Raw genomic sequence first — 25,068 nt, 5'->3', positions numbered from 1 at the left:
TAAATTCAGATTATGAATCAGCTCTGATTGCGGTTAATGAACGGAACCGTCGATTCTTCCGGATGTTCGATGTCCGTATCTCCGTAGAATTCGCGATCCATTCGTATGTTTGCTTGTTCAATCTCCGACTTGTCCGAAAGCGGACGTTCACTTGCGGTCTCTTTCGCGCGATCCATCTTCAACACTCCTTTCAGGCGCTAGTATGTCCGTCATGTAGACGATTATTCATTTAGGAGTTAGACATGAGGAATTACCCGAATTTATTAGATTGCTTGTTTCACTCTATAGGGTGTGAGAGGAGATTTGGACATGGACTTTATTTACGAAGATGAAACGCTGACAGTAAATGTTGTTAAAGCGATCCACACTGGCGATATCTCACTGTTAAACCAACTTCTTGACGAGAATCCGGGCTTGGCTACGGTAAGAATTATCGGAAGAGACAATAACAACGAAGGCAAAAGTTGTGGAATGTCTCGAACACTGTTGCATGTGGTGACCGACTGGCCCGGTCATTTTCCTAACGGTGCTGCTACTGTGGGTACGTTAGTCGAGTTCGGTGCTGAGGTGAACGCTCGGTTCACTGGATCGAACACCGAGACACCGCTTCATTGGGCTTCGAGCTGCGATGACATTGAAGTGCTTGACGCGCTTCTTGATGCTGGAGCCGACATCGAAGCGCCAGGTGCAGTGATCGCAGGTGGCACACCACTAGATGATGCAGTAGCGTTCGCACAGTGGGGGACAGCGCATAGGTTGGTTAAACGTGGAGCCCAGATCGCACTCTGGCATGCGGCTGCGCTAGGACAGATGGATGCAATTGAGGCCTATTTTGCCGGTGCCACACTTTCGGAGCGATACCCTTGGGGAGCAAGATGCTCTTCACCTCCGGACAAGATTATCGTCGCCTTCTGGTGCGCTTGCCACGGTGGACAGCGGCGCTCTGCAGAATACCTTCTCAACCGAGGTGCTGAACTGAACTGGATTTCGGTTTGGGATGGATTAACCCCACTGGACGCAGCGCAACGTAGTTCCGCTGCTGATCTGGTTCAGTGGCTGCGTAGTCAAGGCGCTAAATCTGCCGGCGAACTGTGAATGATCAATTTGGGTTGCAGAGCCTCAGGCTAGAGCTCTGAGGATTAAGTGCATTAATGATTGACATCTTCCATACGGGAGGTGTCTTTTTGTGCGCGAATAAGGGGTAATACCACATGCCCATCAGAATCCGGCATCGAATACGACTCTCCTACAGCTTGCGTCAATTCGTAAAAAATACTCGAACTGGTTTTGTAGATTCTTATAGATTATTATAGTCAAGTTTTTATACTGATTAATGAAGGCGCTTTAATATTAATCTAAAGATGGGCCAAATGTCTTAAAGGGGGAGTTTTTCAAGTGAAAAAATTAACCGGAAACAAAATCGTGGCTGTCACTGTACTGGCATTATCTCTCATATCTTCAGGATGTGCGGCAAAAAACCAAACGGATGCACAAGCAAAGAGTACGGCCCGAAATGAACCAGTTTCCGTCACAAATGCGAGCAATGCTGTCAAACCCAATTTGCCCAACATTCAAATTTTAGCAATGGGCGGCACGATCGCCGGAACCGGCTCTGTTGCTACTCAAACTACCGGTTATCAAGCGGGGGTTCTGACTCCGGATCAACTCATTGAAGCGGTGCCATCGCTAAAAGATATTGCTAACCTGTCCGCTGCTCAAGTGGCGAAAATCGATTCAGGCACATCCAATACCGATGCCATCATGGTCAAGCTGGCGAAGGAAGTCCAAAAGACATTGGATGATCCAAAGTATGACGGCGTTGTCATCACCCACGGTACGGATACATTGGAGGAGACTGCTTACTTCCTCGATTTGACTGTTCATTCCGATAAACCGATCGTGATCGTCGGTTCCATGCGTCCCTCTACGGCAATGTCTGCTGACGGCCCGTTAAACTTATACAACGCTGTAGCGTTGGCCGGTTCTAAAGAAGCTCAGGGTAAAGGCGTCCTGATTTCCTTGAACGACAAGATTGGAAACGCCCGTGATAATTTTAAAACCAGCACTACCGGCGTGGATACCTTCAAAAATCCGGAACTAGGCTACCTCGGATATATGCTGGGAGGTAAACCTTACTTTTACAACTTGCCGGTTAGAAAACATACAAACCAGTCCGACTTTGACATTCACAATATTACTGAAGATCATTTGAAGCGTGTAGATATAGTCTATTCACATGCCAATGACGACCGTGTCATGGTTGACGCCGCGGTTTCAGCCGGAGCGAAGGGCATCATCCACGCCGGTACAGGCAACGGCTCCATTCATGAAAAAACGCTTCCGGGTCTGCAGGATGCTGTAAAGAAAGGAGTTGTCGTTGTTCGCGGTACCCGCGTGCCTGAAGGCATAGTTACCAGAGAAAAAATCGATGACGAAAATAAATTTGTCACTTCCGACAATCTCAGTCCTCAAAAAGCACGCATCTTGTTGATGTTGGCACTCACCCAAACCCAAGATCCACAGAAGATTCAAGAGTATTTTAACCAATACTAAGAGATTATTCGATTGCGCCGCTCCGTTCAAGGGGCGGCGCTTTTATTTTTGTTTACCCCAAGAATTACAGCATCACTTTTCTCCTTCCCAGCTAGAAGTGCTCGCTAGACAAACTAATTTTGTCCAACGGATAAGCAAATGTACCGCACAAGATTTAGTTTCCTTATGTGTCATTTTAAATGATCATTTATCTGTGACTCCCCTCGCACGATTATGTAGCCAACTTCAACGCTTCTCCAAGAAAAAATCTCAACTTCCTTCTCGTTGCCTTGTGAGTGTACCGCGTATTTTCATCGCATTCGTATTCTGGAATCGACTGTGTTTCAACTTCCTGATCCCTATGCTGAACGTTACCAAGGATCCGGAGGAAGTTCTCATACGGCTGGGTGAATTTTGTTATTCAACCACGAAAAAAGATATTCAATATGAACTATATTGTTGTATACTATTATTCGAATTGAATAATGATTTGAAGACTTTCCTCATTTTTCCGGAAGAAATAATAAAGACATGAATTCCCGTAAGGGCCTTAGACAACGCGATCATACTCTTTCGGTGATTCTGCTAAGTGTTAGCCTTTCCTGACCTTGTCTTCTCAACTACAACATGTTTTACTGTGAATTCGACACAAGGAGGTGTTTAATTCAAAACAAGTAGAGTTAATGTCATTTTAAAAACGAAATACCGATGGATAGTTAACAAAAATAAATTATAGGTGAGGGGTATTCTAATGAAACGACGATTTATACCTTTCGTTTGGGCATTTATGCTGCTGATGCTGATTCTGCTTCCGCCGTTGCAGGCCGCTGCCGCTGAGGGGGATACAGAGACCGAGACTAGTTCCGAGGTGCTCCTTAACGAGTTCAACGGAACCATCCTCGACTTTGACGAAAGCCGTATTATTTGGAAAGAAGTCGGCGATAAGGTGCTCTGGCTGTACAACCGTACGGATGGAAGCCAAGTAAAGATTTACGATGCTGCCGGGTCCGATGATTTTATCGGGAATGCGAAGTTATCCGCTGAAGGTATTGTTTTTGCCTCAGTTAATGCCTCAACCGGGCATGTGATTTATTATTGGAAGGATGGTGAGGTTCGACAGCTTGTCGCCGGACAGAGTCTACACGCAGTAAAAGGGAATTTTGCGGTATTTACCAACGGTGTTGTGGATTTAACTACGGGACAATCACGTTCATTGCCGAATTCGCATTTTGTAAATACGAACCGCTTTGATCTATCAGCTGACGGAACCGTGGTCTATGTGGATCGAACTTATAGATCGAACCTCTACAAGTCGCTTCCCGACGGTACGTTGACGATGCTGGTGCCGCCTGCTGGCTACTTAAGCTACGGCGGGCCCTTGACGGACGGAAAAAACATCATCTACAAGGTACTCATATGGACGAGTATCGGACAGAAGTGGGTGGTCCGATTGCGTGACGCCGATGACAAGATTACCACATTAGCCCTAAACCCTTTTTATAGTTTTTTTACCAACCCAAGAAGAGACTATCAGATCAATAATGGCTGGATTACCTATCAGGAGTATAATAAAGAAAAGGATAATTGGATCTTGTATGTCCGGTCGCCGGAGGGCGAAACCAAACCGATTTTTGAAACCCCTTCACAGACGTGGAAACAGTCGTGGTACGCAAGAGATGGCCTCTCCATCAACCAGTTGGGCGCGGACGGCTCGGTGGTGTACACGGTGTACACGAGGTCGATTACGAACACCAAAACGTACCTTTATTCCACTCAGGCGAATCAACATGTGCGTGTGTCCAGCGATCCAGGGGAGTTCCATTACCGGAATAGCGCATGGTACCGGTTGACCAGCAATTCGTTGTTCGCCATTCAAATCTAATACTCCGATACTACCGCCCCCGTATGGCCAGCGGAGACTCCTTTAACCGTTACGGACGTGGCCTATGTTTGTAAAGTAATATGAATGTATGGTAGGAATCCGAAAGCATCGGTAAAAAAGGTTCTCGTGGGAATTTATCCTCGGGACTTTTTTTTTGTTCAGGTGAAGTCCACCAGTTATCGCAGATCGGAAAAATTTTTTGTTCTTTGCACCCGGAAGTCCACATTTCCTATACAATAAGAGCATTCGGTTCATTCAGGAGGCCAAGCTTATGAGGTCATATTCGAAGGAAGAAAAAAGCTGGATGTGGTACGACTGGGGCCATTCCGCCTACTCCATCATCATTTCGACGGCCGTCTTCCCGCTCTTCTACAAAGCGGCAGCCGAGGACGCTGGCGTTAGCGCCGCGAATTCTACGGCTTACCTGGGATATGCGATTGCGATTTCGACGTTTATCCTCGCCCTGCTATGCCCGATCTTGGGCACGATTGCCGATTACCAAGGGTTCAAAAAAACGTTTTTCGCCGGCTTCAGCTTGCTTGGCATCGTCGCCACCGCACTGCTTACGTTTATTCCAAACGATAGTTGGGAGCTGCTGCTCGTCTGTTATATGTTCATCGCTATCGGCTCGGCGGGCTCCAATGTGTTCTACGATGCCTTCCTCGTGGACGTCACCGACGACGAACGGATGAACAAGGTGTCTGCCCGCGGATTTGCGCTCGGTTATATAGGGAGCACGATTCCTTTTATCATCAGCATCGCGATCATTCTTCTTGCTAAGCAAGAGGTTCTGCCGATCTCCGTCACGGCGGCGAGCCAAATCGCGTTCTTCATTACGGCCCTCTGGTGGGGCGTCTTCACCCTGCCCATGCTCCGCAACGTACGCCAGAAGCATTACTTGAACCGCGAGCCTCGCATCGTCGCGAACAGCTTCAAGCGCCTCTACGAGACCTTAAAGCAAATCAAGCAGCATCGCGCGATTTTCCTTTTCTTGCTCGCTTATTTTTTCTACATCGACGGCGTCGGGACGATTATTACGATGTCCACCGCCTATGGGACCGATCTGGGCATAGAATCGACGGACCTGCTCATTATATTGTTCGTCACGCAAGTCGTCGCTGCTCCGTTCGCGATGTTGTACGGGCGTCTGGCGGATCGGTTCTCAGGCAAAATCATGCTGTACGTCGGCATCTGCGTCTACATCATCGTATGTACCTACGCGTATTTCATGAAGTCGGCGTTCGACTTCTGGGTGCTTGCGATGCTGGTCGCCACCTCGCAAGGCGGCATCCAGGCGCTGAGCCGGGCTCACTTCGCGCGGATGGTGCCGAAGGAGAACGCTAACCGGTTTTTCGGGTTTTATAATATTTTCGACAAGTTTGCTTCGATTCTGGGCCCCCTTCTCGTCGGCGTAACCGCGCAGCTCACCGGCCACACGAGCATGGGCGTATTCAGCCTCGTAATCCTATTCATCGTAGGTATCGTCATTCTCATGCGAGTGCCGGAGCCGGGTACCGGACAGGCGGTCGGCTTCTCAGACGGGCATGACGACAAGACGAGCGGGTTGAACTAGGCACCGAGCTTGGTCTCGAAGCCAGTGCAAGATGGTGTGCATTGAGCTATCGGGAGTTCAATAAAGACACGGAGGCAGCCGACCACAATGATCTGCTGCCTTTTCCACGCTAACGGACAGCATAGTTTCACAAAGAAGGACAAGGGACACATATTGAAGAATAAACTCCTGATACATATCAAAAGGACCCAATTTGCATTGGTCCCTGAAAGGAAGGGTAATTACTACAAGGACAGCCATTCAATTGGGCTGTCTTTCTTTTAGACTGTTTTCTAAAAGATTTACCGAATTAAGCGCGTGGCCTTTATTTTGATCCAATTTCAAATCCTACGATTTGTCATTGTAAAAGATATGTTTGGCAGACACTGTTCCACCAGCAAGTTGAAAAATGCCGAACGAATACATGGGCTGCCTCCTTTTATCAGTTGGTGACCCGGGATTAAATACCAGCAGGCCAGCTGAGCGCTTAAGTACTGGAATATGGGAATGGCCATAGATCAGCACATTCAAATGAACATTCTTGAAGGCTTCTAACGCACGCGCTTCCGTATTTATTCTTTTCCCATCGCCATGTCCGTGAACGATACCCATTCTTACACCCTCGAGCTCTAATTGCCTCCGCAATCCAAACTTGCGAATAATGTCTGCTCCATCATTGTTACCTGCGACACCGTAGATCGGAGCGAATGCGACCAAGGCCTCGTACACGGAAAGGTTCGTCCAATCACCTGCATGAATGATTGCTTTTGCCGTTTTTAGCTCGCGAAGCAATCGATCCGGCAGTTTCTTGTTCATTCTGGGCATATGCGTATCAGATACGACGACGATTTTCATCCTCACCGACCTCGATTCCTTGTCTTCATATTCTTCATTCGTATTTCATATTTTTATCAAATAGACCAATAAGACAACAATCAATGCAACAACGAAAAAACCGACTGCTAATGTTTTCTGTCCAGATGCGTATAGTGCTATACTAGCCAACGAGAAAACCGCTAAAGGGTTTTTATTTTCAGACCACGAATAATGAATTGGACGATATAAGAAGTGAAGGGGAGGCTATAAATGCAAACCGTTTATCTACTTTCGGGACCAGCAGGAGTTGGAAAGTCCACGACATGATAAGAGATCAAATGAGAATTCCAGAATACCGTAAGGGTTCCCATTTGAACTAATACATGCCACATGTATTTTATTCCTGGAGCACTATCACTACTCACATTAACGAATAATGGTGCTGTCTTCGTCACTTTTGTATTCTAATATATCTCCAGGCTGACATTCTAAAGCCTTACAAATCGCTTCTAAAGTTGATAATCGAATCGCTTTTGCCTTTCCATTTTTCAATATAGAAAGGTTAGCCATTGTTATTCCAACCCTCTCCGAAAGTTCTGTTACGCTCATTTTCCTTTTAGCCAACATCACATCAATATTGATTATAATCGCCATGTTATTCACCTCAGACCGTCAAATCATTTTCTGATTTTATATCAATAGCCTCTTTTAAAAGCTTTTGGAGAACAGCAGCAAAAACGGCAATCACCATGGAGGCGAAAATCATGACCATTCCGATTATTATGATACCTGGGGCATCGTCTTTCTCCGCAATAAGATAGAAGAGTGGCATGCCTACCACAAACAAGCTACTGATTGTGATTGCACAGTATTTTATATTCTTTAAAACTCGTACAGAAAATTCCGAGAAAGCTTTGTTCTTGTCAATATAGCTTAAAAGTTTAAAAGCTTGATACAGAGCAAAGTAAAAAGGTATCGCCGTTGCATACAAATCGATTAAAACGAGATATTTCAAATAAGTATGATCTGGATACAATTCTGCTGCAAAATTCGCTATCTCTGGCACCAAAAATATGCACAAAGCAAGAACTGGGATTCCAATAACAATAACAGCTACCTTTAAAAAGAGTGTTGTTCCTCGTTCCATAAAAAGCCCCTCACTTATTATTAAATTTGATTTGACTTTAACACAATATTTATCGTTTTACAATAAAAAATTACTGTTATTAAATATATTATTATTGCTATAGAGATATCCTTTTTTTAACCAAAAAGAGCATTCCTCATTACAAAGAAATGCTCTATAACTGAACTAACCTGCCTGTTAGCTCAATCCTCAAGCAGATTTAAATGTACGCACAGGTGAGAACACAACTTTTTTACACGCCTCAAGCACAAGTTATTCCAGTAATAGAGGATGAAATAGGTGGCATCTAACGATGTGGCCTATTTCCTTGTTTTGTTTTAGAAAGGTAATCGCAATTGTTGAGCAAGGATAAAGTGTTGCGCGTAGAAGAAATCCGTCTGGCATTTAAATTAAAAGAGAAATTCAAAAAATAAATCGATTATCATCTTAAATCGCTTCAATTACCTATATTCATGTATGCAAAAGAGCAGTTTAATTATGTAAGCTTATACACAAAGAGGATGGATCATTGAAAGAGATTCTCTGATTTAAATATAGGACAAAGGAGACTTTTTACGTGAACCTAAACACAACTAGTCTAGCCAAAGGCGAAATAAACGTTACGTCTTCAAAAGGTCTTCCATGGGTAGGATTGCTTGCGTTAGCCATGGCTGGATTTATCTGCATCCTTACTGAAAGCCTGCCGGCAGGATTGCTGCCTCAGCTTGCAAAAGATCTTGATGTCACGGAGGCTCTGGCCGGACAACTCGTTACTCTCTATGCAGTTGGCTCTCTTTTGGCAGCCATTCCTTTGACTGCCGCTACACGAGGGTGGAGGCGCCGGCCGCTTCTATTGCTGTGCATCATTGGCTTTTTTGTATTTAACACCGTTACCGCGTTATCTTCCGTTTATGCATTGACGCTTGCCGCCCGTTTTTTTGCAGGGGTATCTGCCGGAGTTTTATGGGGGATGACTGCTGGTTATGCGCGTCACATGGTGCCTGATCCGCTGAAAGGACGAGCGATGGCAGTGGCTATGGTGGGCACACCTTTGGCGTTGGCGCTTGGCGTTCCGGTCGGTACCTTTTTCGGCAATCACGTGGGCTGGCGCTTAATCTTCGGAACCGTATCGTTGCTGACAGTAGCCCTGGTCGTTTGGGTGCTTTGGAAGGTACCGGATTATGCCGGAGAGCCCGCCGATGTTCAACTTCCGTTCCATAAGGTCTTCTTTATCCCCGGGGTACGGCCGATTTTGTTCGTCGTTTTGGCTTGGGTGCTGGCTCATAATATTCTATACACGTATATTTCACCCTACCTTGCCGAGACCGCGCTTGCTCAGAGGGTGGACTTGGTTCTGCTTATTTTCGGCATCACTTCAGTTATTGGCATTTGGGTTATTGGCCTGCTGATTGACCGATTTATGAGATTATTGGTTTTGATCAGCATCACGGTATTTGCCCTGGCATCTGTAGCAATGGGGATCGGCATCGCTCAACCGGCAATCATCATCCTCGGAGTCACCTTGTGGGGACTTACGTTTGGCGGGGCGGCGACATTGCTGCAAACAGCGATTGCTCAAGCCGGGAGCAAGAGCGCAGATATAGCGCAATCGATGCTCGTAACGGCATGGAACTTGGCTATCGGCGGGGGAGGCATCATAGGTGGTATCCTACTCGAGCTGCTTGGGGCCGGATTCCTTCCAGGCTCATTATTCATTCTGCTATTTTTCGCCCTGCTCATAGCTTGGCAAGCTAAAAAGCATGGGTTTCCTAAAGGGAGCTAAGAGGTGCACCATGATAGTGGCCCTAATAAGAATGTCAGGAATCCGGTACGGCTACGGATTCTTTTTTTTGATTTCAACAGGAATCTTTTAAGCGCCTGGCTATTCTTTAGAAGCAAGTATATTTATTCCATCAATGAGATTTTTATAAGGGATAGGAGAGGACATCACGATTAGAATCGTATAGGTTCCATACTTATCGCACTGGTTTCCGAACTCTTCCAGGGCTTGGGTTGATTCCGTCATGACTTTCAATAAATAGTTATGTTCTCCGCTTATGCGGTAACATTCCACCACATCCGGCGATAAACGGCAAAAATCAAGGAAGGCACGGCAATCTCGCGTCCGAAAAAGAATAAAAGCGGTGCTTTGTTTATCCACTTTCTGCGGAGAGATCACCGTACGGTATTCCTCAATAACCCCTTTTTCTTCCATTCGTTTCACGCGTTCGGTTACGGCAGGCTGAGATAACCCTACCAGCTTTCCTAAATCAGTCATTGATAATCTCGCTTGGTTTTGTAAATGGAACAAAATGTTTTTATCGATTTGATCCATGAAATCGTCTCCTTTTAATTTAAAAGATAATCCTTTTAAATACCTTCATAATCGTCGTCATTTACCATATGCAACTTAAACGCCTTATGTAAATCAGGTGAAATTATTAATATAATTAACACACTTACTTTAAATAATCAAGCAAATAACTTTAGGAGAGGATTGGGAGCAATGAGAAATACGGACATGAAGTTTATGGATACATGCGTGAATGAAGTCATTAACCGGACACTAGAAGAAAAAAGAATAGTGGGTGCCGTTGTTCAAATTGCTTTAGGCGGTAATCTGGTATATAGCAAGGCTGCAGGTTTAGCCGACCGGGAGCAGAAGCGGCCGATGCAGGAAAACGCTTTGTTTAGGTACGCTTCCGTAACCAAACCTATTGTATCAACGACAGCTTTGGTTTTAATTTCACAAGGGCGATTGCGTCTAAATGACCTAGTGGAAAAATGGCTGCCTACATTCCGCCCTAAACTGCCAAACGGCCGTTATGCTTCAATAACCGTACATCATTTGATAACGCATACCGCCGGCTTAACTTACCGTTTTTTCCAAGAAGACAAAGGAACATACGAGCTTGCCGGGGTATCGGATGGCATGGATCTGGCTGAAATTACGCTTGAAGAGAATCTCCAAAGGCTCGCTTCTGTCCCCCTTCTTTATGAGCCAGGAAAAATGTGGAGATATTCTATTGCAACTGATGTGCTCGGAGCGGTCATCGAAAAAGTTACCGGGATATCGCTAAGTGAAGCTGTACAAATGCTCGTTACTCATCCGCTTGCCATGAAAGACACTGATTTTGTTGCTGTGGACATAGATAGACTGACCACTGCCTACGCCGATAGCTCTGAGGAACCTCGCCGTCTACGCGATTTTGACACCGTTCCTTTTATAGAGGGTATGGCCGGTTTCCGTCTTACGCCAAACCGGTTTAGCGATAAGTCAGCTTATCCTTCCGGTGGAGCCGGTATGGTTGGCAGTGCCGGAGACTTCCTTAAATTATTGGAGACTTTGAGACAAGGAGGGAATCCTATTCTTCCGGAGGCTCTTGTCACTGAAATGACGACCAATCAAATTGGTGACCTTATTATGCCGTATTGGCCGGGAAGAGGTTTTGGCTTAGGCTTTACGTTACTGAAAGACCCCGTAGCTGCCAATACGCCGGAATCGGCGGGAACGTGGCGGATGGGCGGGACTTATGGCCATTCGTGGTTTGTTGATCCTAAAGAAGAGCTTAGTGTTGTAGCGTTCACGAATACTGCGCTCGAGGGGATGTCAGGCAGGTTTACAACTGAAATATGCGAAGCCGTCTATGCCGGTATTTGCGGAGTTAAGAAGAAGTAAGAAAATTAATAAATGGATCTATTATTCAACTACCGTTGAAAAACAAACATGGATGAGCAGGCGCTGCGGTGGTCTGCTCATTTTATTAAGCTAACGAGCAGGTTTGGATGGTAAACATTCCCTGAATCGCTTCATTGTGATACTCTGTTATGAGTATCTGATTTGATAAAGAAAGGATGTCGGATAGGGGGGATTATGATGCAAGAAAAAATCGATGAGATCGTTCGTAATTACTTTGAGGATTCTGTATACGAAATCGAGCCAGTACCATTCGGTCTGACTAACCTAACGAAAATTTTAACAATGAATGACAAAAAATATGTCATTCGAATCTACAATCATCATACTAAAAATGTAGAGAGCATTAAATTTGAAGCCCAAATAACATCGTATTTAAGTAAACAGAATCTTTCATTTGTCGTACCAGTGTTTTTAAATACGAAAGCCGGCGAAAAGTACGTACACCTGTCAGATGGAACACTAGGTGCGGTCGTTTCGTTTATTGAAGGGGCCGTTCCGGAGATGTCCAGTATTCAGCAAACCACAGAGTTTGGCTCTGTTATCGGTGAAATTACTTCAGCATTTAGTCAATATGAAGCAGAGCTTATTCGACGGGGTTTCCTTTACGGAAATTTATAGTCTGCATCCACTAGCCGATTATCAAGCTGTTGCATCTTTTATCAAGGCCCCACCCTTTGAAATTCCTCAAACAGCCCTTAATTTTTATAAAGAAACGGTCTCCTTCGTGGAGAAAAATAAACTTGAGTTGTTGGCATTGCCCAAGCAACTAGTTCATCATGATGTGTTAATCTACAACTTACTCTCAAAAGACAACAGAATCCATGGTGTTTTGGATTTTGATTTTACGTCAATTGATATTAGCTTTATGGAATTTGCGATTTCCCTTAATCACGTCATTCAGTTGACAAACGGATCATGGGATATGACTGAGGCATTTATAAAAGGCTACTCTCAATTTAGAAAATGTACATATCGAGAAATGAATCAGTTGCAACTATTGACTCAAATTTACCATATTGCTGTACTTCATATTTACATCGGCCAGCATTATTCTGGAAGAAATATCGAGCAGAACTTCAATTACATCCTAAATCAATTTCAAACAAGGAATGACTGGCTGAACAATCATTGCTCTTCAATAAAGCGGCTGATTGAAAATTACTTACTTTGATCCTTGATTTGTCCAAGTAAAATAATCGTTATCTCAACTATATTTCCACATAACGGGAGGAATATAAAAATGAATACTTATCAAGTCGATAATTTGGAAAGAGAAGAAATCAGGCTGGTTGGTTTTTCAATAACCGAAAGCCTAAATAATGTTTTAGAATCGAAGATTCTTGGACCGTTACGCGAGGATTTGGAGAAACGGATGAATGAAATCGAAAATAGGAAAGGATCAGGTATTTACTTGATCCAAATTTATCCTCATGACGGTCATTGGACTCCCTATGTGCCATATCAACATGTGATCGGATTTGAAGTAACCTCATATGGCGAAATCCCTAATGACATGATAACGCATACAGTACCTTCCGGCCGTTATATCAAAATTATACATAAAGGTGCCGAATCTCAGATTAGTACAACTTATGATTTTATAAACAACACGTATGGCGGCAGACCAATTGATATTGAATATTGGAATGATATTCATGCATTGGAAAGTGAAGTCTCTCAAATTGACATCTATATACCAGCTATTTAAAATAATCTGCACCTACAGAATGGTAGAGTTCCCATTTGTATCTTGAAAATATTTGGAAAATCCATTAAACTTTAAGCAGTTGAGACGAGAACAGGTTAGCTGAGCCGAGAAGAGATGAGACTAGTCGAGAGATGCGAAGTGTATTTAGTTTTGAGTTTTTTCAATTCCCAATTTCCTCTCTTAGGTTATTCCTGTTCTCCTCTAAAATTTAGAGGAGGTAATCCGCATGAGTATTTTGTCATCGTTCGTTTCTATTCCCCGCCAAAGCGTATACATTACCAAAGGAAACATTGAAGTTACCCGTACGGCAGACCACATTGATGTCGAAACGGCCAATCAAGTCATCTTAAAAGAAATCGATAATAAAAAAGGTGCATTATTTTCCAGCGGTTTTGAATATCCTGGGCGTTATTCGCGTTGGGACATTGGTTTTAAAAACCCCGCATTAGAGCTCGCAGCTAGTGGAAACGGGTTCAGTATGACGGCCGAGAATGTAAGAGGGAAAATATTGATAAATGCCATTTTTCACAAACTTAGAGAAATCGACGTTATTGAAAATCTCGAATATACGGGAAGTAAAGTTTCAGGAAACATTAAAACCAATAAAGCGATGTTTAATGAAGAGGAAAGAACGAAACAGCCCTCCATTTTCACTGTAATCCGTGCGATCAGAGATTTTTTTTATTCGCCCGAGGATTCTTTTCTTGGCTTGTATGGGGCGTTTGGATATGATTTGGTTTTTCAGTTTGAACCTATGGAACTCAAGCATCAGCGGGAGACCCGTGACTCAGATGTGATTCTTTATTTTCCTGACGAGATCATTATTGTTGACCGCCATCTGAATTCTGCCTATCAGGTATCTTATGATTTCAGGTTCAATGATGAAAGTACCGCCGGACTCGAAAGAACGGGGGAGCTTATACAGCCGGAGCTGCATGGGCAAATCCCGTTAAACCGTTATACCGAAGGAAACTATGCCAATATGGTGCGGGAAGCCATTAAATCCTTTAAGGTGGGGGATTTATTTGAAGTCGTTCCCTCCCACACGCTGTATGAGTCATGCTCCAGCCTTCCATCCACGATATTCGAGCGTCTGCAGCGGATTAATCCGAGCCCATACGGCTTCATTATTAATTTAGGAAATCAATTTTTAGTCGGATCTTCTCCCGAGATGTACGTTAGAGTCGAGGGCAGAAGAGTGGAGACTTGTCCGATATCAGGAACGATAAAACGCGGAAATAACGCGATTGAAGATTCAGACCAGATTAGAGAGCTGTTGAATTCCGTTAAGGAAGAATCTGAGTTGACTATGTGTACGGATGTGGACCGGAACGATAAATCCCGTATTTGCGAACCCGGTTCCGTTGAAGTTATCGGGAGACGCCAAATTGAAATGTACTCCCACCTTATTCATACTGTCGATCACGTGGAGGGAATCTTACGTCCTGAATTTGATGCATTGGATGCATTTATGTCCCATATGTGGGCTGTTACGGTGACCGGCGCTCCTAAACGCGCCGCTATTCGTTGGATTGAAGATCATGAAACATCCCCAAGGGGATGGTATGGCGGGGCTGTCGGCTATCTTGCCTTCAATGGTGATTTGAATACGGGTTTGACGTTGCGGACGATCAGAATCCAAGACGGTGTCGCACAAATTCGCGTTGGGGCAACGTTATTATACGATTCTGTGCCGGAGGCGGAAGAACAGGAAACGCTCACCAAAGCGGCTGCTCTAGTTCAAGCTGTGCGCGGACCCCATATTGGGGGAGCGGAACCATCTAAACCGGCTCGATCGAATGTTGGGCAGGGCAAAAATATTTTGCTTATCGACCATGAAGATTCCTTTGTCCATACGCTGTCCAATTATATTAAGCAAACCGGCGCGAGCGTAATGACTTTGCGCGCACCCTATGCCCGGGATATTTTAAAAGAAAAGACGTTCGATATGGTCGTGCTTTCACCTGGTCCCGGCAAGCCTTCCCAATTTGCATTAAATAAAACGATTGCTATCTGTTTGGAGAAGAAAATACCTATTTTTGGCGTATGCTTGGGACTGCAAGGTATTGTTGAATATTTTGGAGGGAGCCTGGATGTTCTGGATTATCCTCAGCATGGTAAATCCTCATTAGTTAAGACCGACGGGTTAAGCCATATTTGGGCGGGATTGCCCGGGCAATTTCATGTAGCAAGGTACCATTCTTTGTACGCAAAGGAACTGCCAAGCTGCTTAGATGTTAATGCGGTTTCTGAAGATGGGATTGTCATGGGAATCGAGCATAAAACGCTGCCAATTGCAGCGGTGCAATTCCATCCCGAATCAATTGCCACCCTGCGCGGGGAAGCAGGCATAAAAATAATCGAAAATGTTGTATCCCGTTTAAGTAAATGCGAACAAAAATAAAGGCAGCGGCAGTCCAAAACATGATGTTCATGTTTCAGGCTGCCGCTTTTTTTAATTTACAGCTCCAGTATGAATGAGTGCAAATCGTATACATCGACGACGCTTAAGCGCCAGCTTCAATTGCTCATGCGTCTCCTTGGGCGCTAGGAAGTACGCAGCTTCTTCGCCTCACTTCTTTTTCTTCGGCAATACCTTTGTTCCTTGCTCCATTGGGGACTGACACAAGGGGCATGTCCGGGCTTCCGCTTGCGAATCCTCGTAAGTTATAATCCGCTGCCACACTTGGCAGGAATCGCTTGTGCAAAGCCATGCAAGGGCCGAAGCGGCATCGCCGTCCTCCTCCTGTCCGTTCTTGAAGGCAGAGCGGATGAACCGCGATAATTCAGCGGGTTTTCCCCGGTACAGGGCGGGAGAGCTAATGTACAATTCCTCTTGAGCTCTTGTAACGGCAACGTATGCGAGACGCCTTTCTTCCTCCAGCGCTTCTGCAAGTGCGTCATCGCCTGTCTGGATGGAGCTTCGATCGCTGTGTTTATCGGCAGCGAGCGCAGAGCTATGCGGAAGAATGCCCTCCGAGGCGCCAATAACGAATACGACCGGAAACTCGAGCCCCTTGGATTTGTGGATCGACATCAGCGATATGGCGCTGCGGTTATGCTCATTCTTCTGGAGCTGCTGCACGGCAGCGTGCTTGTCCGTGATATCATCTATATAGGCAAGGAAAGCTTCAATAGAGTCATAGCTGCCGGCGGCAGCCTCGAACTCATCGAGCACTTCCTTTAGCCCTTCTTTATGCTCCGTCATTTCATGACGCTTGCTCGTTTCGAGAAATTGGTCATAAAAGGCTTGGCGAAGCTGTATAATAGCGGCGGCAGGCTTCATATCGGTCAACGATTTAATAAGCTTGATGCGCTCCTTGATTTTGTCCTTCTGGAATTCCTTCAGCTGAGGGAATTCCAGAAGGTGAATGAGCGGCCATTTCTTCGCGCGCTGTTTGTCCTGGTTCCATATGAAAGCCATAGCCTGCTCGCGATTGACATAAAGCGAGGGAAGCAGGATTTCCATCGCATCGAAATTCCGGCGATTATGCGTAAGCCGCAAATGAGCAAGCAAAGGCTTAATGGCCCATTGGTCATAAAAGAGCTGGCCGTCGCCGAAGTCGATGAACGGAAGCTCTCTGGTCAGAAGCACCTCGACAAGTGCCCTGCCGCTGCTCGCAGTACGGAACAATACGGCAAAATCTCCAAAGGAGCGTTTGCCTTGCCCGGTTTGCAGGGAAATGGTATCCGCAATGAGCTTTGCCTCGTCCTGCGTCGTTTTGAGCCGCGCGTAGGAAGGGCTCACACCTTTCGGCTTAACGGCCAGCAGCGTTTTCTCCTTGCGCAGCTTATTATATTGAATAATTGCATTGCCAAGACCGACAATCGTACTGGTCGACCGGTAATTGATATCGAGTATATAAGTTGCTGCACCGGGGTATTGATGCTCGAAATTCAATATATAATCGTTCTTCGCCCCGTTAAAGGAATAGATCGTCTGATCGTCATCGCCTACGACCATAAGGTTGCGGTGCTTGTCTGCTAGCATTTGCACGAGCACGTATTGCACTTGATTCGTATCCTGGAACTCGTCGATCATGATGTACTGAAAGCGTCTTTGCAGCCCAGCAAGCAGCGCCTCGTCATCCTTCAGAAGCTTGTAGGCTTCGAGCAGAAGATCATCGTAATCGAGCTTATCCATGTCCTTCTTCCACTGCTCGTAGCGTGTGAAAAGCAGCTTTAGCTCTCTTTCCTCCGTCGTTGATACGGGAAGGTCGCTTACGTTGATCATCCGCAGCTTTATAGCGGAAAGCTGGGAAAGCAATGTTTCGGGCTCGTAGTCGTTTTGCAGCAGAAGCTCGCGCATGAGCCGCTTGAAAAATATATGCTTCTGTCCGGTTTCGCCCAGTATGCCTTGGCGGTAGCCGCGTCCCCGGAGCAGCTGGAGGCAGAAGGAGTGAAAGGTGCGCGCCTCTACGCCGCTCGCCGCCTGCGGGCTAAGGACGGGAAGTAAGCGAATGCGGCTTCGCATTTCATCGGCAGCTTTCTTGGAAAAGGTCATCAATAAAATATGCTGGGGCTGCACATCCTGTACAGCAAGCAGATAAGCGGTCCGGCACACGAGCACAGACGTCTTGCCCGAGCCGGCTCCCGCAAGTGTAAGCGCAGGCCCTATATTATGGCGAACCGCAGCAATTTGCGGTCTATTAAGTGAAATGCCGTACTGCTCCAAAGCGCGGAAAAAACGGGCGTCCGTCTCCCCGGCACCGACAAGCTGACGGCTTGTCTCGGCTTCTGCACGGGGAGCAAAGGGAACCTCGCTGTTTCGGATGCCTATGGGGAATGTATAATAGTCATTGCTCACTGCTTCATCACCTTCAGAAATAATATTTATTTATTATAACAGAACTTAAAAAGAATGAGGGATGCCGTCATGATTGGACCTGCCAGAAAAGAAGATGTACATGAGGTGCTGCCGCTGCTGCTTGCGGCGATTGGCCGCATCGCTTACTCCTTAGCGGGATGCGAGGATGAGGGTGAAGCAGAGCGCATTTTAGCCGGCTTTTATATTCGCGAGGACAATCGGATTAGCTATAAGCATGTGCTCGTCGATAGAGGGGAAGATGGCGTTGCAGGCATGCTGCTCAGCTATGCAGGAGACGGGGCGGCAGCGCTCGATGTCCCTTTTGTGACGCGGCCGGGACGGGATTCGGGTGCCCGCGCTGGTGAGATTATTGCCGTTGAGGCTAAAGAAGGCGAATATTATTTGGATTCGATCGCGGTCGCAGAGCGTTATCAGGGGCAAGGCATCGCAAAGGCGCTGATCGGCGCTTTTGAGCAGAAGGGCATGGAGGAAGGCTACAGCAGGCTGTCGCTGATTGTGGAGCCAGGCAATACGAGAGCATATGCGCTTTATAAAAAGCTGAATTATATCGAAGATGGCTCGATTCAAGTCAGCGGCAACCGCTATATTCGAATGGTGAAGCAGAAGAATTAGGATAAGAGGCGTAAGCCGGATAGTCTAGTTCTACATATCTCCGACCGCACGAGCTCCCGTTTAGGCAGGCGCATACCTTACATGCTGTTTGGAATGGTACCGCTGGCGTTTCCGGAAATGTTCACGACGATGAAGGAGCGTGCGGCCGTGTCCTCATGGCGGCAAATGTTCGGCATCGTCGGGATGATTATTGGCGTGGCGCTGCCTCCTCTCGTTTACGGAACGCTGGGCTGGGGACCGATGGGAGCTATTTTTGCGGGCATAGCGCTGCTTTTCTTCATCATCATGGTGTCGTCCAGCAAGGAGAAAAACGTCGCTTCGCGCCGATGAAACCGGTTTTCTGAAGTCCTTAAAATTTACGTTCTCGAACAAGGCGTTCGTACTATACGTCATCGGCAGTTTCTTTGTGCAATTTACCTTCGCAATGCTGCCGGCTGCTATACCCTTCTACACCAAATATGTACTTGCGGCCGCGGAGGACAGCAATACGATTTTGCTTGGCGCGATATTTATCGCTGTATTCCTTGCGTTTACGTATGGGGGAGATTGGTTCAGAAATGGGGAGCGCGCAAAATTTCCGATAATCATCCATGCGAGATTTTGGCGGATTTATACTCAATTAGTGAGAAAAAAGAGAAATATAAGGAACTTGTTTATACATTCGTTGGTCCTGCGGGTAATATCTCTCGGTCATGGACAAATATTGCTAATATAATGAATCTAGAATTTAATCATGTCTGTTTAGCTGGTAATGAACTTGCCGAGCATTCACATAACTATAAATTTCATACAGAACTTGAAATTGTATTGAAGAAAAGTGATGTAATTTTGACAGATTCATTACCGAATCAATTTCGAACAGAGGAGTACATAAATAAATATCAAATTACCTTAGAAAGAATGAAATTAACTAAAAAGCATTCAATATTGAATCCATGCCCTCCCTTTTTCCGAAATGAAGAAGTAAGCGAAGATGTAATATCCTCAGATTATTTTGTTGGTCATGAATTCAAAAAGAATTTAGTTTATGTACAACAAGCTATCATCTTATATTGTCTTTTCAACTAAACGGGTAACTATAGCTCAATAAACATCAGGACGAGGCTGCCGGTAAAAACGGCAGCTTCGTTGAGTAAAAACAAACTGTATCTTGATGCTTTTATATTTGAAGCATACCATTATAATGACAGTTAGTTTTGTGCTTCGTGGAGAATTATTTTTTTTGGTGGTACATCAAAATGGAGGTAATAATGAACATGGATGTGGCAAAATGTATTGCTGACAATAAAGATTTCTCAGGAACGATACTTGTTAAAAAGGACAAGGGAATTTTAACAGAATTAAGCTTTGGCTTTGCCAATCGATCGGAACAATTAAAGAATAATACATTCACTCGGTACGGAATAGCCTCGGGTTGTAAGCTTTTTACTGCAATTGCAATTTGTCAGCTTGTGGAGGAGAGAAAGCTTTCCTTTGATTCCAAGTTAAAAGAATGTCTTGATTTTAACTTTCCGAATTTTGAGGATGAAATAACTATCCATCATCTACTAACGCATACATCTGGAATACCCGACTACTTTGATGAGGAAGTAATGGATGACTTTGAAGAATTGTGGGTAGAAAACCCAATGTATCGAATAAGAAGTTTGAAAGATTTCTTACCACTATTTCAGTATCAGGCCATGAGGTTTAAAGTAGGGGAAAGGTTTCATTATAATAATGCAGGGTACATTTTGCTTGGTTTAATCGTTGAACAAGCAAGTCAGCTTAACTTTGACGAGTACATTCAAAAAAATATCTTCAAAAGAGCTGGCATGGAGGATTCAGGATATTTTGAATTAGATGCCCTCCCTCCAAATACAGCACAAGGCTATATTGATAATCACGATGGAAACTGGAGAACAAACATTTATTCATTGCCTGTAAAAGGAGGTTCAGATGGTGGAGCATTTGTAACGGTAAATGACATGGTTAAACTGTGGGAAGCACTAATAAATAATCTCCTTCTAAGTGAAGTTTATACACTGCAATTACTCACACCACACGTTCAGAAAGAGGACGATGACTTCTATGGCTATGGTGTATGGATTAAGAAAATGAAAAATGATACCATTTTAAAATATCATGTAATGGGATATGACCCAGGAGTTAACTTCCACTCCGCTTTCTATCCTGGAGAGTCGATAAAAGTTGCTGTGTGTTCAAATAAGTCGACAGGTGCGTTCGATATTATGGCTGCTATTGAAAATGAAATTGTTCAACAAATCGATGGCAGGTAATCTCCAGTTGCAAGTAAATACATAAACCATAGACGCCGAGAACACGTATCAGCCACATCCCAATAGCGGTACTGTACTCGAATTTTTGTGATCACCGGCTTCGTTTGAAGCGCACATACTATGGGGCTTCCCGATTTATCGCATCCGGCCTACTGAAGCCAAGAACGTGCGGAGTTATTATCGCGCGCGCAGAATCCAAGACGGAGATTGAGGAAATTATTAAGGAAGATCCTTTCCATAAAGAAAAACTCGCGGAATATACCGTTATTCCGTTTACGCCAACAATTTACGCCGAGTCTCTGGCATCTTTGCTTGGCGGAGGTATATGATATGGATATAAATTGAAAGGGAGGATGAAATCACGATGAGTTATGAAACCTATTTTCAATACTTAAAGGAACAGCAGTTGGACGAGCTTAAGCAATGGTTGTCCATCCCGAGCATATCTGCCCTGTCCGCGCATAAAGCGGATATGAACAAAGCGGCCGAATGGCTTGCGGACGCGCTCACCCGCGCGGGCCTCGAGAACGTGGAAGTGCATCAAACCGAAGGCCATCCGATCGTGTATGCCGATCATCTTCATGCTCCCGGTAAACCCACCGTGCTGGTTTACGGCCATTACGACGTGCAGCCAGTCGATCCGCTGCATTTGTGGACGACGCCTCCCTTCGAGCCGGACATCCGGGACGGCAAACTGTACGCGCGGGGCGCGACGGACGATAAAGGCCAGGTGTTTCTCTATATCAAAGCGATAGAAGCCATATTGAAGCAGGAAGAGCGGCTTCCGGTCAATATCAAGCTGTGCATCGAGGGCGAAGAAGAAGTTTCCAGCCGGAGCCTCCCCCCTTTCTTGACGACGAATCGGGATAAGCTGGCCACTGACGTCATCCTGATTTCGGACACATCGCTGCTCGAGCCGGGCAAGCCCGCCATCAGTACGGGACTTCGGGGATTGTGTTCGCTTGAGGTCACCATGAACACCGCGAATACCGATTTGCACTCTGGAACATATGGCGGGGGCGTTCCTAACGCGCTTCATGCCCTCGTCTCATTGCTTGCGACTTTGCACGATGATCGGGGCCGCGTAAGCGTCGACGGATTCTATGAAGGTGTGCCGGAGCTTTCACCGCTCATGAGAGAAGAGTTCGCCAAGCAGATGCTGGATGAAGATCAATTGAAGGCAAGTCTCGGTCTTGACGCGTTGTACGGCGAAGAAGGCTTCTCCTTTGTGGAACGCGTCGGAGCGAGGCCGACGCTTGAACTGAACGGTGTTTACGGCGGCTTTCAGGGCGAAGGCACCAAGACGGTCATTCCGAAGGAGGCGCATGTCAAGATCACCTGCCGCCTAGTTGGAGACCAGGACCCGCAGGACATTCTGGACAAGATTAAACGGCATTTGCAGAAGCATGTTCAGCCCGGCGCGAAGCTGCAAATCAAAGACGGCGAGAAGGCCCGCGCTTTCAACATCGATCCTTCCGACCGGATGCTGCAGTTGGCTGCGGATGCTTACGAAGACGTCTACGGCACGCGCGCTCTGTTCACGAAAGACGGAGGATCGATTCCGATCGTCGCAACTTTCTCCCGCGAACTGGCAGCTCCTGTCGTTATGATGGGCTTTGGTCTTCCGGACGAGAATCTGCATGCGCCGAACGAACATTTTCATCTGGGCAATTTCGACAAAGGGCTTCTGACGATCGTATCGTTCCTGAAGCGGTTATAGGTATGAAAAATCGCGAAGCGGCCGGCTTCGCGATTTTTTTTGAACACTGTTAGCAATGTGCTTCATTATTACAGGATGCATGAATAAGGAGAAAACAATTACATCAACTCAAATTAAAGACTTATTTAAAAAACATGGGATGCCTTTAGCAGAGCCGACCGAATTACACCCAGATAGTGTATTTCTAATGACTTTAAATGGTGTCACACCTGAACCTTTTCTTATTAATGATGAACAGTTAATCAGTATTTATATCATCCAGTGCTGGCGTTAAGAAAGGAATAAAGGATTTCGAGGATAATACGGCAACGGCGGATGTGGTAGCACATGGAAGATACCAGGTCGCGAATGTCTTGATATTTTATAACTACGAAGGTTCCCATACCCCTAAAGATGAACGAGTTGAAATGGTTGTAAAGGATTTGAAGTCTCTTACACAATGATATGATTAAGCTAAACATTCCTGTAGGGCCTAAGATTTGGCCTTTGTCAAAAAAGGAGCGCCTCTGTATGATGGGTTTGTCGAAAGGTCTAATAACCCAACACCATNTTCGAGATTTGAAAGAAAGGACTGTAATTAAGCTAAACATTCCTGTAGGGCCTAAGATTTGGCCTTTGTCAAAAAAGGAGCGCCTCTGTATGATGGGTTTGTCGAAAGGTCTAATAACCCAACACCATCAAGGAGGCGCTCTTACTATGAAGTTTAAGCAATCAGCCAGACAAAATCAACGCATTGAAAGAATATCTACATCTCACCTTGTTGTGGGTATAGATATCGCGAAGGAAACTCATGTAGCACAAGCAACTAATTTTCGCGGCATCATACTTAGTAAGCGACATCTATCATTCTCAAATACAATTGAAGGATTCGAAAAATTAGAACGATGGRTMGATGGATTACAACAGAAAYACCGTTTAAAAGGRCTCATAATTGGTATGGAGCCGACAGGGCACTACGGGTATAACCTGGCGAATTGGCTTGCCGACAAGGGCAAGAGCGTTGTCATGGTGAATCCGGCCACCACCAAACGAAACAAGGAGAACCRGGATAATTCTCCCTCCAARAGTGATCCGAAGGATGCGCTTGTCATTGCTGACGTGGTTAGCCGAGGCTACTACTATGAATACTCGCAACAAGCTATCGTTTTTCAAAGGTTGAAAACGATTATGAGTGAYCGGGAATTTTGGGTGWCGAATAGTGTACGGCTGCAGAACCGGATCATTCGCTGGTTAGACATTCGCTTCCCTGAGTATTTCTCAGTGTTTGAAGACTGGACCTGCAAACGGTCCTTAGCTANCGAATAGTGTACGGCTGCAGAACCGGATCATTCGCTGGTTAGACATTCGCTTCCCTGAGTATTTCTCAGTGTTTGAAGACTGGACCTGCAAACGGTCCTTAGCTACGCTTAAAGAATTCCCTTCTCCGCAGGATCTAGCGWCTCTGTCCGTATCAGAAGTGATYACAGGATGGAGAGAACATATGAAGCGAGCCGGTGGCTCCACTGGCATGCAGAAAGCTGCRCAGCTCATCGCTCAAGCTAAGCGAAGYGTAGGCGAAACGACTGCCCTCGATGAAGCAAAGCAGGATTTGGGGCGGCTATTTCAAGAGTTCGAACGGATTGTTGAGATACTAGAAAGAATAGAAAAGGATATACAAGTGTTGCTCAGTGAAATTCCTATGGCCAATCAGCTTCGATCTATYGGCCTAGGCACGATCTGCATTGCAGCCATTCTATCAGGTGCTGGCGACCTCAGGCAGTATGCCCATGGACGTCAATTATTGCGTAAGGCAGGCTTAAACCTAGCCGAAAGCACTTCGGGGAAGCGCAAGGGACAGATCGTRCTTTCTAAAAGAGGTGATGCTATGCTGCGAAAATATCTGTATCTGGCTATGCTCCAACTTGTTGGAAACAACCCTGTGTTCCGACAGCTGCATAAGAATAATGTTCAAGTCAAGCAAATGAAGAAGCATCAATCGGTATTTAAACTGATTGGGAAATTGGCACGAATCATCATCGGCATTGTTAGTCGGGGGGRAACTTTTTCTCCTGAAAAAGCTGTCYCTACCTRSATTCAAGCTGCCTAAGACRGAWTAAACGATCACGTATATTGACTCATTCGCAGGATTTCACAAAGAAAGCACGGAGGACCGAGTTCGTACCCGATAAGGGCTCAGACCCGTCAGCTAAACGCWATCGGTCTCCACGCCTTGGCCAGGTGTAACGAAGGAATGTAAGGGCATAGACCCGTAGAGCTATGGGATGGTGAACCCCAAGGAAATTGTGGAGTATGCGTGCAGAAGAATAGTACTTG

The 25,068-nt window shown here is 45.5% G+C and carries 24 protein-coding genes and 1 pseudogene; 19 read left to right on the top strand and 6 right to left on the bottom strand.

Features of this window, described 5'->3' with window-relative positions:
- Positions 1-17 precede the first annotated feature (17 nt).
- Positions 18-176, bottom strand: a complete 159-nt coding sequence (locus ASG81_RS30940; protein ID WP_155971586.1) for a hypothetical protein — start codon at positions 174-176, stop codon at positions 18-20.
- Between the two features lie 133 nt (positions 177-309).
- Between ASG81_RS30940 and ASG81_RS16165 the strand changes: the two genes are divergently transcribed.
- The 4 genes from ASG81_RS16165 to ASG81_RS16150 all read left to right on the top strand — a co-directional run bounded on the left by ASG81_RS16165 (position 310) and on the right by ASG81_RS16150 (position 5,987).
- Positions 310-1,095 (top strand): ankyrin repeat domain-containing protein, encoded by a 786-nt coding sequence (locus tag ASG81_RS16165; protein ID WP_056636272.1) that lies wholly within the window; start codon positions 310-312, stop codon positions 1,093-1,095.
- Between the two features lie 300 nt (positions 1,096-1,395).
- A complete protein-coding gene (locus ASG81_RS16160) occupies positions 1,396-2,553 on the top strand; it encodes a type II asparaginase (protein WP_056636270.1) in 1,158 nt (385 codons plus the stop codon).
- A gap of 730 nt (positions 2,554-3,283) precedes the next feature.
- On the top strand, positions 3,284-4,414 hold the full coding sequence (locus ASG81_RS16155; RefSeq protein WP_056636269.1) for a hypothetical protein: 1,131 nt from the start codon (positions 3,284-3,286) through the stop codon (positions 4,412-4,414).
- A 271-nt stretch (positions 4,415-4,685) separates the two neighbouring features.
- The gene (locus ASG81_RS16150) at positions 4,686-5,987 is read left to right on the top strand and encodes an MFS transporter (RefSeq protein ID WP_056636268.1); all 1,302 of its coding nucleotides are present in this window, start codon (positions 4,686-4,688) and stop codon (positions 5,985-5,987) included.
- A gap of 327 nt (positions 5,988-6,314) precedes the next feature.
- Here ASG81_RS16150 and ASG81_RS16145 read toward each other — a convergent pair whose 3' ends face one another.
- The 3 genes from ASG81_RS16145 to ASG81_RS16135 all read right to left on the bottom strand — a co-directional run bounded on the left by ASG81_RS16145 (position 6,315) and on the right by ASG81_RS16135 (position 7,929).
- Positions 6,315-6,821, bottom strand: coding sequence for a metallophosphoesterase family protein (locus ASG81_RS16145; RefSeq protein ID WP_056636267.1), 507 nt, complete (start codon positions 6,819-6,821; stop codon positions 6,315-6,317).
- Positions 6,822-7,208: 387 nt separating this feature from the next.
- The gene (locus ASG81_RS16140; RefSeq protein ID WP_056636266.1) at positions 7,209-7,436 is read right to left on the bottom strand and encodes a helix-turn-helix domain-containing protein; all 228 of its coding nucleotides are present in this window, start codon (positions 7,434-7,436) and stop codon (positions 7,209-7,211) included.
- 10 nt (positions 7,437-7,446) lie between these two features.
- Positions 7,447-7,929 carry a DUF2975 domain-containing protein gene (locus tag ASG81_RS16135; RefSeq protein ID WP_056636264.1) on the bottom strand — a complete coding sequence of 161 codons (483 nt, stop codon included), beginning with the start codon at positions 7,927-7,929 and terminating at the stop codon, positions 7,447-7,449.
- Positions 7,930-8,485: 556 nt separating this feature from the next.
- On the opposite strand from ASG81_RS16135, the gene ASG81_RS16130 reads away from it, so the two are divergent.
- The gene (locus tag ASG81_RS16130) at positions 8,486-9,691 is read left to right on the top strand and encodes an MFS transporter (protein WP_235548896.1); all 1,206 of its coding nucleotides are present in this window, start codon (positions 8,486-8,488) and stop codon (positions 9,689-9,691) included.
- 99 nt (positions 9,692-9,790) lie between these two features.
- Here the strand turns inward: ASG81_RS16130 and ASG81_RS16125 are convergent, their stop codons facing one another.
- Positions 9,791-10,243: an Lrp/AsnC family transcriptional regulator gene (locus ASG81_RS16125; protein ID WP_056636262.1), complete on the bottom strand. Its 453-nt coding sequence runs from the start codon at positions 10,241-10,243 to the stop codon at positions 9,791-9,793.
- Positions 10,244-10,414: 171 nt separating this feature from the next.
- Here ASG81_RS16125 and ASG81_RS16120 point away from each other — a divergent pair, with 171 nt between their 5' ends.
- The 5 genes from ASG81_RS16120 (at position 10,415) to ASG81_RS16100 (ending at position 15,720) form a co-directional block, all read left to right on the top strand.
- Complete coding sequence (locus ASG81_RS16120; RefSeq protein ID WP_056636261.1) at positions 10,415-11,587, top strand: serine hydrolase domain-containing protein; 1,173 nt, start codon at positions 10,415-10,417, stop codon at positions 11,585-11,587.
- 195 nt (positions 11,588-11,782) lie between these two features.
- Complete coding sequence (locus ASG81_RS16115) at positions 11,783-12,226, top strand: phosphotransferase (RefSeq protein WP_155971584.1); 444 nt, start codon at positions 11,783-11,785, stop codon at positions 12,224-12,226.
- Positions 12,180-12,779, top strand: coding sequence for a phosphotransferase (locus ASG81_RS16110; protein ID WP_056636257.1), 600 nt, complete (start codon positions 12,180-12,182; stop codon positions 12,777-12,779). The genes ASG81_RS16115 and ASG81_RS16110 overlap by 47 nt, the downstream gene beginning before the upstream one ends.
- A gap of 69 nt (positions 12,780-12,848) precedes the next feature.
- Positions 12,849-13,316 carry a GyrI-like domain-containing protein gene (locus ASG81_RS16105; RefSeq protein WP_056636255.1) on the top strand — a complete coding sequence of 156 codons (468 nt, stop codon included), beginning with the start codon at positions 12,849-12,851 and terminating at the stop codon, positions 13,314-13,316.
- A gap of 226 nt (positions 13,317-13,542) precedes the next feature.
- Positions 13,543-15,720 carry an anthranilate synthase component I gene (locus ASG81_RS16100; protein ID WP_056636252.1) on the top strand — a complete coding sequence of 726 codons (2,178 nt, stop codon included), beginning with the start codon at positions 13,543-13,545 and terminating at the stop codon, positions 15,718-15,720.
- 168 nt (positions 15,721-15,888) lie between these two features.
- Here the strand turns inward: ASG81_RS16100 and ASG81_RS16095 are convergent, their stop codons facing one another.
- Positions 15,889-18,123 (bottom strand): UvrD-helicase domain-containing protein, encoded by a 2,235-nt coding sequence (locus ASG81_RS16095; RefSeq protein WP_056636250.1) that lies wholly within the window; start codon positions 18,121-18,123, stop codon positions 15,889-15,891.
- Positions 18,124-18,192: 69 nt separating this feature from the next.
- On the opposite strand from ASG81_RS16095, the gene ASG81_RS16090 reads away from it, so the two are divergent.
- The 9 genes and pseudogenes from ASG81_RS16090 to ASG81_RS32835 all read left to right on the top strand — a co-directional run bounded on the left by ASG81_RS16090 (position 18,193) and on the right by ASG81_RS32835 (position 24,841).
- Positions 18,193-18,756, top strand: coding sequence for a GNAT family N-acetyltransferase (locus tag ASG81_RS16090; RefSeq protein ID WP_056636249.1), 564 nt, complete (start codon positions 18,193-18,195; stop codon positions 18,754-18,756).
- Positions 18,757-18,837: 81 nt separating this feature from the next.
- Positions 18,838-19,086: an MFS transporter gene (locus tag ASG81_RS16085; RefSeq protein ID WP_056636247.1), complete on the top strand. Its 249-nt coding sequence runs from the start codon at positions 18,838-18,840 to the stop codon at positions 19,084-19,086.
- Positions 19,087-19,302: 216 nt separating this feature from the next.
- Positions 19,303-19,824, top strand: coding sequence for a hypothetical protein (locus ASG81_RS16080; protein WP_056636245.1), 522 nt, complete (start codon positions 19,303-19,305; stop codon positions 19,822-19,824).
- A gap of 188 nt (positions 19,825-20,012) precedes the next feature.
- Positions 20,013-21,035, top strand: a complete 1,023-nt coding sequence (locus ASG81_RS16075; protein WP_442952890.1) for a serine hydrolase domain-containing protein — start codon at positions 20,013-20,015, stop codon at positions 21,033-21,035.
- A gap of 104 nt (positions 21,036-21,139) precedes the next feature.
- A complete protein-coding gene (locus ASG81_RS34010) occupies positions 21,140-21,364 on the top strand; it encodes a YciI family protein (protein ID WP_056636242.1) in 225 nt (74 codons plus the stop codon).
- A gap of 35 nt (positions 21,365-21,399) precedes the next feature.
- Positions 21,400-22,755: a dipeptidase gene (locus ASG81_RS16065; protein WP_056636237.1), complete on the top strand. Its 1,356-nt coding sequence runs from the start codon at positions 21,400-21,402 to the stop codon at positions 22,753-22,755.
- Between the two features lie 79 nt (positions 22,756-22,834).
- Positions 22,835-23,029, top strand: a complete 195-nt coding sequence (locus tag ASG81_RS32840; protein ID WP_235548895.1) for a hypothetical protein — start codon at positions 22,835-22,837, stop codon at positions 23,027-23,029.
- A 422-nt stretch (positions 23,030-23,451) separates the two neighbouring features.
- Positions 23,452-24,052 (top strand): annotated as a pseudogene (locus ASG81_RS16060) (IS110 family transposase); the annotation flags it as partial.
- A 183-nt stretch (positions 24,053-24,235) separates the two neighbouring features.
- The gene (locus ASG81_RS32835; protein WP_327205173.1) at positions 24,236-24,841 is read left to right on the top strand and encodes a transposase; all 606 of its coding nucleotides are present in this window, start codon (positions 24,236-24,238) and stop codon (positions 24,839-24,841) included.
- Positions 24,842-25,068 lie beyond the last annotated feature (227 nt).

Origin of the sequence: Paenibacillus sp. Soil522 (assembly GCF_001428245.1) — a bacterium.
Classification (GTDB): Bacteria; Bacillota; Bacilli; order Paenibacillales; family Paenibacillaceae; genus Pristimantibacillus.
The sequence above is the reverse complement of the archived record's forward strand: the minus strand, read 5'-3'. Positions and strand labels throughout refer to the sequence as shown.

What these genes read in the sequence shown, in the direction of transcription:
- ASG81_RS30940 (WP_155971586.1), bottom strand. Translation starts at nt 176, where the DNA reads ATGGATCGCGCGAAAGAGACCGCAAGTGAACGTCCGCTTTCGGACAAG.
- ASG81_RS16165 (WP_056636272.1), top strand. Translation starts at nt 310, where the DNA reads ATGGACTTTATTTACGAAGATGAAACGCTGACAGTAAATGTTGTTAAA.
- ASG81_RS16065 (WP_056636237.1), top strand. Translation starts at nt 21,400, where the DNA reads ATGAGTTATGAAACCTATTTTCAATACTTAAAGGAACAGCAGTTGGAC.
- ASG81_RS16125 (WP_056636262.1), bottom strand. Translation starts at nt 10,243, where the DNA reads ATGGATCAAATCGATAAAAACATTTTGTTCCATTTACAAAACCAAGCG.
- ASG81_RS16085 (WP_056636247.1), top strand. Translation starts at nt 18,838, where the DNA reads ATGCTGTTTGGAATGGTACCGCTGGCGTTTCCGGAAATGTTCACGACG.
- ASG81_RS16140 (WP_056636266.1), bottom strand. Translation starts at nt 7,436, where the DNA reads ATGGCGATTATAATCAATATTGATGTGATGTTGGCTAAAAGGAAAATG.
- ASG81_RS16115 (WP_155971584.1), top strand. Translation starts at nt 11,783, where the DNA reads ATGATGCAAGAAAAAATCGATGAGATCGTTCGTAATTACTTTGAGGAT.
- ASG81_RS16145 (WP_056636267.1), bottom strand. Translation starts at nt 6,821, where the DNA reads ATGAAAATCGTCGTCGTATCTGATACGCATATGCCCAGAATGAACAAG.
- ASG81_RS16120 (WP_056636261.1), top strand. Translation starts at nt 10,415, where the DNA reads ATGAGAAATACGGACATGAAGTTTATGGATACATGCGTGAATGAAGTC.
- ASG81_RS16075 (WP_442952890.1), top strand. Translation starts at nt 20,013, where the DNA reads ATGGATGTGGCAAAATGTATTGCTGACAATAAAGATTTCTCAGGAACG.
- ASG81_RS16105 (WP_056636255.1), top strand. Translation starts at nt 12,849, where the DNA reads ATGAATACTTATCAAGTCGATAATTTGGAAAGAGAAGAAATCAGGCTG.
- ASG81_RS16110 (WP_056636257.1), top strand. Translation starts at nt 12,180, where the DNA reads ATGAAGCAGAGCTTATTCGACGGGGTTTCCTTTACGGAAATTTATAGT.
- ASG81_RS16155 (WP_056636269.1), top strand. Translation starts at nt 3,284, where the DNA reads ATGAAACGACGATTTATACCTTTCGTTTGGGCATTTATGCTGCTGATG.
- ASG81_RS16135 (WP_056636264.1), bottom strand. Translation starts at nt 7,929, where the DNA reads ATGGAACGAGGAACAACACTCTTTTTAAAGGTAGCTGTTATTGTTATT.
- ASG81_RS16090 (WP_056636249.1), top strand. Translation starts at nt 18,193, where the DNA reads ATGATTGGACCTGCCAGAAAAGAAGATGTACATGAGGTGCTGCCGCTG.
- ASG81_RS16150 (WP_056636268.1), top strand. Translation starts at nt 4,686, where the DNA reads ATGAGGTCATATTCGAAGGAAGAAAAAAGCTGGATGTGGTACGACTGG.
- ASG81_RS32840 (WP_235548895.1), top strand. Translation starts at nt 22,835, where the DNA reads ATGAATAAGGAGAAAACAATTACATCAACTCAAATTAAAGACTTATTT.
- ASG81_RS16100 (WP_056636252.1), top strand. Translation starts at nt 13,543, where the DNA reads ATGAGTATTTTGTCATCGTTCGTTTCTATTCCCCGCCAAAGCGTATAC.